The organism is Bradyrhizobium sp. CCH5-F6 (assembly GCF_001556045.1).
Lineage (GTDB): Bacteria > Pseudomonadota > Alphaproteobacteria > Rhizobiales > Xanthobacteraceae > Bradyrhizobium.
Genome location: NZ_LSIC01000151.1, coordinates 1 through 8,078, shown reverse-complemented (window position 1 = coordinate 8,078; position 8,078 = coordinate 1). Strand labels below are relative to the sequence as shown.

Annotated in this window: 3 protein-coding genes and 1 pseudogene; all 4 read right to left on the bottom strand. The window is 63.5% G+C overall.

What is annotated here, in order from left to right; translation table 11 throughout:
- Positions 1 to 645: 645 nt before the first annotated feature.
- Complete coding sequence (locus tag AX729_RS26800) at positions 646 to 1,128, bottom strand: hypothetical protein (RefSeq protein ID WP_021075710.1); 483 nt, start codon at positions 1,126 to 1,128, stop codon at positions 646 to 648.
- Positions 1,129 to 1,270: 142 nt separating this feature from the next.
- Positions 1,271 to 2,194, bottom strand: coding sequence for a DUF2493 domain-containing protein (locus AX729_RS26795; protein WP_021075709.1), 924 nt, complete (start codon positions 2,192 to 2,194; stop codon positions 1,271 to 1,273).
- Between the two features lie 308 nt (positions 2,195 to 2,502).
- Positions 2,503 to 3,564: a DUF7146 domain-containing protein gene (locus AX729_RS26790; RefSeq protein WP_021075708.1), complete on the bottom strand. Its 1,062-nt coding sequence runs from the start codon at positions 3,562 to 3,564 to the stop codon at positions 2,503 to 2,505.
- A pseudogene (locus tag AX729_RS26785) lies at positions 3,564 to 7,894 on the bottom strand (strawberry notch-like NTP hydrolase domain-containing protein). Before AX729_RS26785 ends, AX729_RS26790 begins: the two are co-directional and overlap by 1 nt.
- Positions 7,895 to 8,078 lie beyond the last annotated feature (184 nt).

Here is an 8,078-nt window from a genome sequence, read left to right as displayed (position 1 = left end):
TGCAAAACTCGCAACAGTCAGCGCGCTAAAGGACACCTTCTCGCGCGTAACCTAAATCGTTGCCGACCTTCTTGAAAGAACCGATGTTAGCCATGTCACTTCTCCTGTTGTGTTTCGAGCCCGCGACCACCGCGGCCTCGATGGCGATGGACAGGCCGAGGACGATCGGCGACGCACCCGGTTGCGGGCCGGAGCGAAGCGGAGGACGACGTCGTAAAGACTTTCTTGCCTCGCGAGGAATGGGCGTAGCCCAGGGGAAGAAAGTCTTGAGCGACGGCGTTGCGGCTCAGACGATCGAGGCGCAGCCGGTCTTCGGCCAGATCAAGCCATCAAAGAGGCCACGTGCGTCCGCGTGCTGAACCACGACCTGGGGAGAAGACTTGGCCAATTTCGGTTCGAATGTGCAAGAAGTCGGAATTTCCAGGCGTAGAGAAAGAAACGACATGCAGGAAACGGCGGAATTGTCAGACGACAAATAGCCGCGACCGAAGGGCCTCACCATCGCAACTATATGGGCCGGGCCGAGATGACGCAGCTCGCTATGGGCTCCGCACGAAGGAACGCTTACGTTCGCTCGAGTTCGACGATCCCTCCTTCAACGCTCCGATCTGCGCGAATCTGATCGAGGAGGCAGGTGGAGAGGGACTATCCGTCGTGCGTAGCGGCAGAAAGACCCGCCGGAGATGCGCTTGGCACGACCCTGCCCGACTCCAATGGACGGGGCTCCGCAAGGACAGCCAACCGTGTCCACGCCGTACCACCGATAAAGACCGCGCCGAGGCACGCGAAGACCTCACGCCATGCCAGCGAGGGCATCCCGAGTTGCGACATCGCGAAGACCACATGATAGCCAGCAATCGCGGCTGGGAAGGCGAAGGCGGCCGCTATGGCTGCACGCAAGATCGGAAACCGCGCGATCGCGAATGCGGTCTGTCCAATCGCGAGCGTCACGCCGCCGGCGACAATGCCGACGAGCGGCGCACCGAGGATGCCGGCGCCGCTATGAAATGCCGCCACCCCGGCGCTGACGGCGACAAAAAACGGCAAAGCGTACACGGCCAGCGTCAAGATCAGCCAGCAGAACAAGCCGATGCCGACGGTGTTGAGGACAAGTCCAAGGGCGATCATGGTGGTGGCTCCGTATGCAAAGGAGTAACGGTCGCGCCTTCCACCACCACCGCGGCGCGATTCTGGATATGCAACCGAAACGAGGCGGAGTTGCGGCGCTTGCAACTCCGCCTTGGTGGTTCGGAAGGTGGCAAGGCGGCGCTCACGCGCCGCCAAATTTCCAAACGGGAATGCCGAGTCGTTTCGCCTTGTCGGCCAGGTTGTCCTGGATTCCCGTGCCCGGGAAATGCATGACGCCGATCGGCACGAGTTCGAGCATGGCGTCGTTGCGCTTGAATGGCGCCGCCTTGGCGTGCTTGGTCCAGTCCGGCTTGAAGGCGATCTGTGGAACCTTCCGGTTGGTCGCCCATTTGGAGGCGATCAGTTCGGCACCCTTTGGTGAGCCGCCATGGATCAGGACCATGTCCGGATGCTTGGCGTGAACCTTGTCGAGACGATCCCAGATCAAGGTGTGGTCGTTGAAGTCGAGGCCGCCAGTGAGTGCGATCTTGGGCCCAGGTGGCAACAAGACCTCGGTCTCTGCGCGGCGCTTGGCTGCGATGAAATCCCGGGAGTCGATCATTGCCGCCGTGAGCGTGCGATGGTTGACAAGCGAACCCGAGCGGGGGCGCCAGGGTGAACCGGTGTGGAGCTCAAAGTGCTCGATGGCCTGATCGCGGAACAGCTCCAGGCAGTTGCGGCGCTCGATCAGTGTGATGCCTTCGGCCGTCAGGCGCTCGAGTTCGACCGATCGTACTTCCGAACCATTCTGCTCGCGCTGGCTCTTGCGTTGAGCCTGTTCGTTGTCATCGAGATGGCGATCAATTCGGTCCGCGGCACGATGGAACAGGTTGACGGTCGACCAGAGCAAATCGCTAAGGTCCGGCTCGAGCCGCGTATCGCTCAAGGTGGCAACCAAGGCGTCGAAGATATCGGCGACTGCGCCGGCGATCATCTTGCCCTCGGGTAGCGGTCTCGGATCTGGCTCATCGTCAAATGGACGGTAGCCGAAGAGCTGCAATTCGCTGAGGACGTGGTCGGTTGCAGAGGCGGCGTGCGGCGGTTCGATGTCGTCATGGTCGGTCATGGAAGAGGTCCTTTGCCGGATCGGCCGCGCCCATCGCGGCCTTCGTGGCGATCACTCAGGCGGCGGGCGGAGCGGGCCAGAACCCGAAAGCGAAGCGGAGGGCCGAAGCGCCAGCGGAGGATGGCAGAGGTGCGGCTATTTTGCTTCGCGATGCAAAGGCCCGCAGGGCCGGCGGAAAATAGCCGCACCGCAGCCATTGGCGGCCCGGGCCGCTTGCCGTCCGATCGCCCTCTAGAAGGCCGAGGTCGCGCGCCTCTTCGGCATTGGCACCGCCTCGACCGAGCTGTCGGCGTCGAAACAAAACGCGCCTATGCGACAGCGGTCGACAAGAGCAGGAAGCGGGAGACGTCCTCTGGTACGAGTTGCATCCGCAAAGCCGTACGGAGAGCATCGAGGCCGAAGATGTAGAGATCCTCGTTGAAATCACCAAGCCGGGGCGACAACGTGATGGCTTCGATGCCGGCGGCTGCTGCGCGCTGCGTCAGGATTGCCCGGACCGCGTCTCCGGCAGCATCGGCGTCGCGGGCGATATAGAGCCGGCGCAAACTCGACGACAGCAGCATGGCCGAGAGGTGATTGGCTGAAAGCGCAGCGGCCATCGGCAACGTCGGAAGCACACAGCGTAGCGATAGCATGGTCTCGATGCCTTCGCCGGCGACAAGCACGTCGTCGTCAGCCACACCGAAACGAACTGCGTTACCGAGCAGGTCGCCCATGGCTCGTCGTGGCGTGTCGACCGGTGCCTTGCCGAGCCGAACGCGATCAAAGCCGTCCGGATCGAGCCAGGTGCGGTGCACGCCGGTGATCCCGCCATCGAGGTCGGTGACGGCAGCGATCATTGCCGGCCAGGTCTCGGTCGGCAAATGCTCGTCAGGCCGGTAGTAGCAGCGCGGATGGAAGCGCAGGCTGCCACCATGGTACACGCGGGCTATTCCGCGACGGTGCAAATAAGTCTCAACGACGGTACCCTCAATCGGACCTGAGATCGCAAACAGCCGTCTTGCGGCCTCTTGTGAGCCAACCGCGGTGATGGGGCGAGCCGGTTTTGAGGCACCTTCCGGTTTAGCCCGGGGTAGCTTGAGAAAGCGTCTTGCCTCCTCGGCGACGGCGCGGAAGTCAGGAAGACCAAGGCTTTCCCTGACGATGTCGAGGAGATCGCCATGCTCGCCGGTTGCGGCATCCGTCCATTTGCCAGCGGGTCCCTTCGGTGAGTCCTGGAGCCGCACGAACATCGAGCGGCCCGGCGTATTGTGCACGTCGCCAACCAGCCAGTACCGCCCCTGGCGCCTGCCGTTGGAGAGATAATAACGGCACACCGCTTCGGCTTCGCGCGCGAGGCAGTGTGCCAGTTCGGAGGCGTCGCGGGCCATCACGCAGCCTCCCGTTCGGCGATGCGCTCGATTGGGTAGTGGTCGAGCACCTTCGCCAGGACTTCGATGCCATCAGTGTCAGTTGGCACGAACATGCGTAGCTTCCAGGTGATGATCTCCCCGAACAGGCCGTACGCGCGCAGCCGGTCGCGCATCGCGTCGTTGAATCCAGAAAGTTCGATGCGATATGCGTCCATGACCCGGACACGGCGGAGCTGGAGGCCTTCGGCGAGCTCAAGGACCGTCCTCCCCTCCATCAGCGCGGCAAAGGCCTTGTCGGTCGCGAGCTTGGGCTCGTCAACGGCAAGGACATTCGCGACCCAGGCTGCCGAGACCTTGCGGCCGATGACGCGTTCGCCAGCATCCGTCTGCAGCCGATAGACCCGCGTCGACTCGTTCGGCAGCCGCTTCCAGATCGGCAGCAACAAGCCCGCCACGATGTGGATCGTGCTTTCGGTGAACTCGGCCACCTCGGCAAGCTCTACCTGCCAGGCCGCGGCGAAGCGTTCGCGATCGGCTTCAACCCAATGGCTTTCCGCCATCATCTTCAGGGGGAGGCTGTGCTGCTCCATTGGCCGGATCAACCGGACGCGTCGTTCGATCTCGCCATCATCGAGCATGAAGCTCGGGGCTGGGACCTGCACGGCGGCTCGTCCGGAGCGCTCATTGATCAGCGGGACAGCACGCTGATCCGACAGGCGGTCGAGGGCATCATCCAGGCTTACAGGATGATTGCGCTGGCGCTGAGTGATCGTGAGGAGCCGGGTCTCGGCGCCCGTCACCGGATGTGTATAGATCGTTCGCCGATCAGTGACGACAAAGCTTTCAGCACGGAGGGTTTCCAGTCCGATGTCGTAGGTACCCGATGCGATCGCGCCTTCGATACGGGCGGTCAGTAGCTGCTCGAAGGCGGTGAACAGAATATTCTGCAGTTGGATAGTGAGCGCCAGCAGCCTGTTCAGGAAGGTCGTGATCGGCGGAAGCTCATCTTTGAGCCCGTTGGCATCCATAAGCTTCAGTCCGGTCGCATCTTCGAATCTCTCAAGCGAGCAGCCCTCGACCTTGCCGCGCGCCAGCAGCATGTAGAGCTGGCGCAATGCATCACGGCCATACTGGCTTTCGAGGTTGTCCTCGGGCCGGAACAGGCCCTGCCCTCCGGTCTGGCGCTGACCCCGGGTGATGGCGCCCAATGTGTCGAGGCGGCGAGCGATCGTGGAGAGGAAGCGCTTCTCCGCCTTCACGTCTGTCGCGACCGGCCGAAATAGCGGCGGCTGCGCCTGATTGGTCCGGTTCGTGCGGCCGAGGCCCTGGATGGCGGCATCCGCCTTCCAGCCGGGTTCGAGCAGGTAATGAACACGCAACCTGCGATTCAGCGCCGACAACTCGGCATGGTAGCTCCTGCCCGTGCCGCCCGCGTCGGAGAACACGAGGATGCGCTTGACGTCGTCCATGAACGCCGTGGTCTCGGCGAGATTCGCCGATGCCGCACGGTTCTCAACGATGAGACGCTGGCCCTTGCGGATCACGCGGCGCGAGCGGCCCGTGACCTCGGCCACCATGTCCGTCCCAAATCGCTGAACGATCTGGTCGAGCGCGCCGGGCACCGGCGACAATGACGCGAGCTTCTCGATGAGGCTGTCGCGGCGTACGACAGCCTCCCGGCTTTCGACCGGCTGGCCGTCCCGATAGACGGGCCGGGAGCAGAGGTTTCCCTCCGAGTCAGTGAAAGGCTCGTAGAGCTGAACCGGGAAGGAATGGGCGAGATAGTCGAGGACATATTCGCGAGGGGTGATGTCAACCTGGACGTCACCCCACTCCTCGGTCGGGATCTCGGCGAGCCGTCGCTCCATGAGGGCCTCGCCCGTCGAGACGATCTGAATGACGGCAGCGTGGCCGGCGTCGAGATCGCGCTCGATCGAGCGGATCAACGATGGCGTCTTCATCGAGGTCAAGAGATGGCCGAAGAAGCGCTGTTTGGCGCTTTCGAAGGCGGACCGGGCCGCGGACTTTGCCTGTCCATTCAGCGTGCCGGTCTCGCCCGTGATGTTAGCGGCCCGCATCGCCGCCTCGAGGTTGTTATGGATGATGCTGAATGCACCGGCATAGGCATCATAGATGCGGACCTGCTCCGCTGTGAGCTGGTGCTCGACCAGTTCGTATTCGACACCCTCATAGGACAGCGAGCGAGCGGCATAGAGTCCAAGCGCCTTGAGGTCGCGCGCCAGCACTTCCATCGCTGCAACCCCGCCCTCCTCGATCGCCTCGACGAACTCGGCCCGGGTCGCGAACGGAAAATCCTCGCCGCCCCATAGGCCGAGACGCTGGGCATAGGCGAGGTTGTGTACCGTGGTGGCGCCAGTCGCGGAGACGTAGACCACCCGCGCATTCGGCAAGGCGTGCTGGAGCCTGAGGCCCGCACGCCCCTGCTGAGAGGCCGCCTGGTCGCCGCGTTCGCCCTTGCCACCAACCGCATTTTGCATGGCGTGGCTCTCGTCGAAGACGATCACTCCGTCAAAATCGGAGCCCAACCATTCGACGATCTGCCTCACGCGCGAAAGTTTCTCGCCGCGCTCGTCGGTCCGCAGCGTGGCGTAGGTGGTAAATAGGATGCCTTCCGTGAGCCGGATTGGCGTGCCCTGCCGGAAACGGGAAAGCGGCGTGACGAGGAGCCGCTCCATCCCAAGCGCCGACCAGTCGCGTTGCGCATCCTCAATGAGCTTGTCGGACTTGCTGATCCAGACCGCGCGGCGGCGACCTTTCAGCCAGTTGTCGAGCAGGATGCCGGCGACCTGCCGGCCCTTCCCCGCGCCAGTGCCATCGCCCAGGAACCAGCCCCGGCGAAAGCGAACGGCATTTTCCGCGTCGTCGCGCGCGGCCGCCACGACGTCAAAAGTCGCATCGACTGTCCAGGCGCTGCGAGAAACGCGGAATGCGCCTCGCCGGCGTAGATGATGCTCTCGAGTTGGGCATCGGATAGGATGCCATCCGATATGACGTTAGCCGGCAGGTGCGGCCGGTAGGACGGCTCCGGCGGTGCGACGGAAGCCATCGCGGCGGACTGCACGAGCTTTGTGGGATGCGGTTGCGCGCCTGGAATACGGATCGACTGCAGTGTGTAAGCCTCATAAAGCGAATCGGTGATGCTGCCGCCATCCGTGGGCGTCCAATCCACCGGCTCGTAGGCGACTTCGGTCGCCACGGGAGCAATTGCCGGCACGGCTGCAGCCGACTGGCGCTGAGCGACGTAGGCACGTACTGTTCGAGGCGTTGCAGGGCTGGCAATTGCCGGCACCACGCCAGCCGCTGTGCCAGCCATTGGACGACGCGGCGGCACGTGCTGTTGGACCCAGCCGAGCAAAGTCGGCAGATCGGGCGCAATGCCGGGAGATACTGGGAACGAGGCGACGTCGTCAGCCGGGACTCGATCGATAACGGTCAGACGGGTGTCGACGTTGGTGCCGTGCTTGGCATAGACGGCGCCGTCAATTGCCGCCGAGAATACGACACGGCCTTGTTCTTGCAGCCGCTTGAAGGAACAGGTCCATGCGGGATTGTCGGGCGCGACGTTTGCGCCTGTGATGGTAACCAGCCGTCCGCCTTCGGGAAGTCGAGCCAGGGCGGATCCGATGTGACGCAGTGCCGCCTCTCGCATCTGTCGATCGACATGGACCGCAGCCGAGAACGGCGGGTTCATCAGCACGACATCAGGCACGATGCCGGCATCGAGGTGGTCGTTAATGTGAGCGGCGTCAAACTGGGTCGTGGAGGCGCCGGGAAACAGCTGCGCGAGAATGCCAGCACGGCTCTCGGCGAACTCGTTAAGGACCAGGGAGGCGCCGTCAAGTTCGGCCAGGATGGCGAGAAGGCCGGTGCCAGCTGAAGGTTCGAGAACGACGTCAGTAGGCGTGATCGCGGCCGCTCGGCTGGCTACAAACGCCAGCCCGATAGGAGTGGAGAACTGCTGGAGGGATTCACTCTCCACAGATCGGCGTGTCTGAGTCGGAAGGAGGCTCGCGATCCTCATCAGCATCGGCAGCATCGCGGCTGGCGACGTCGCCTTGGTGCGCATGACGGCGCCATATCGCCTTAGCAACAGGACGGTCGCCGCCTCGCAGGCGTTGTAGGCCGTCTTCCAGTTCCAGACCCCGGTCGCATCGGAGGCGCCGAAGGCAGCCTCCATGGCGCCGCGCAGGACAGCGGCATCGATCCGGCGGCTGCGCTCGAGATCGGTCAAAAGCTGTCGCGCAGCCCTGATGACACTCGAGGCGACAACTGCGGTGGCACGGATCGAGAGCGGCGCGACGGCGCCGCCGGCGAGAGATTCGGTCATGGGAGGATTTCTCGGGAGAGCAGGAATGGGCTGAACCGCTCGGCGCTCTCCTTTAAGACCGCGGCGACTCAAAACCCTTCCCGGCCCGCCTCTACCTCTCAGCCATCGCCAATAAAAAGGGGACCGGCGTGATCTTCCCCCGATAAAGTGGACGGGTTAAGCGGCTTTTAGCTCCATCTCGATC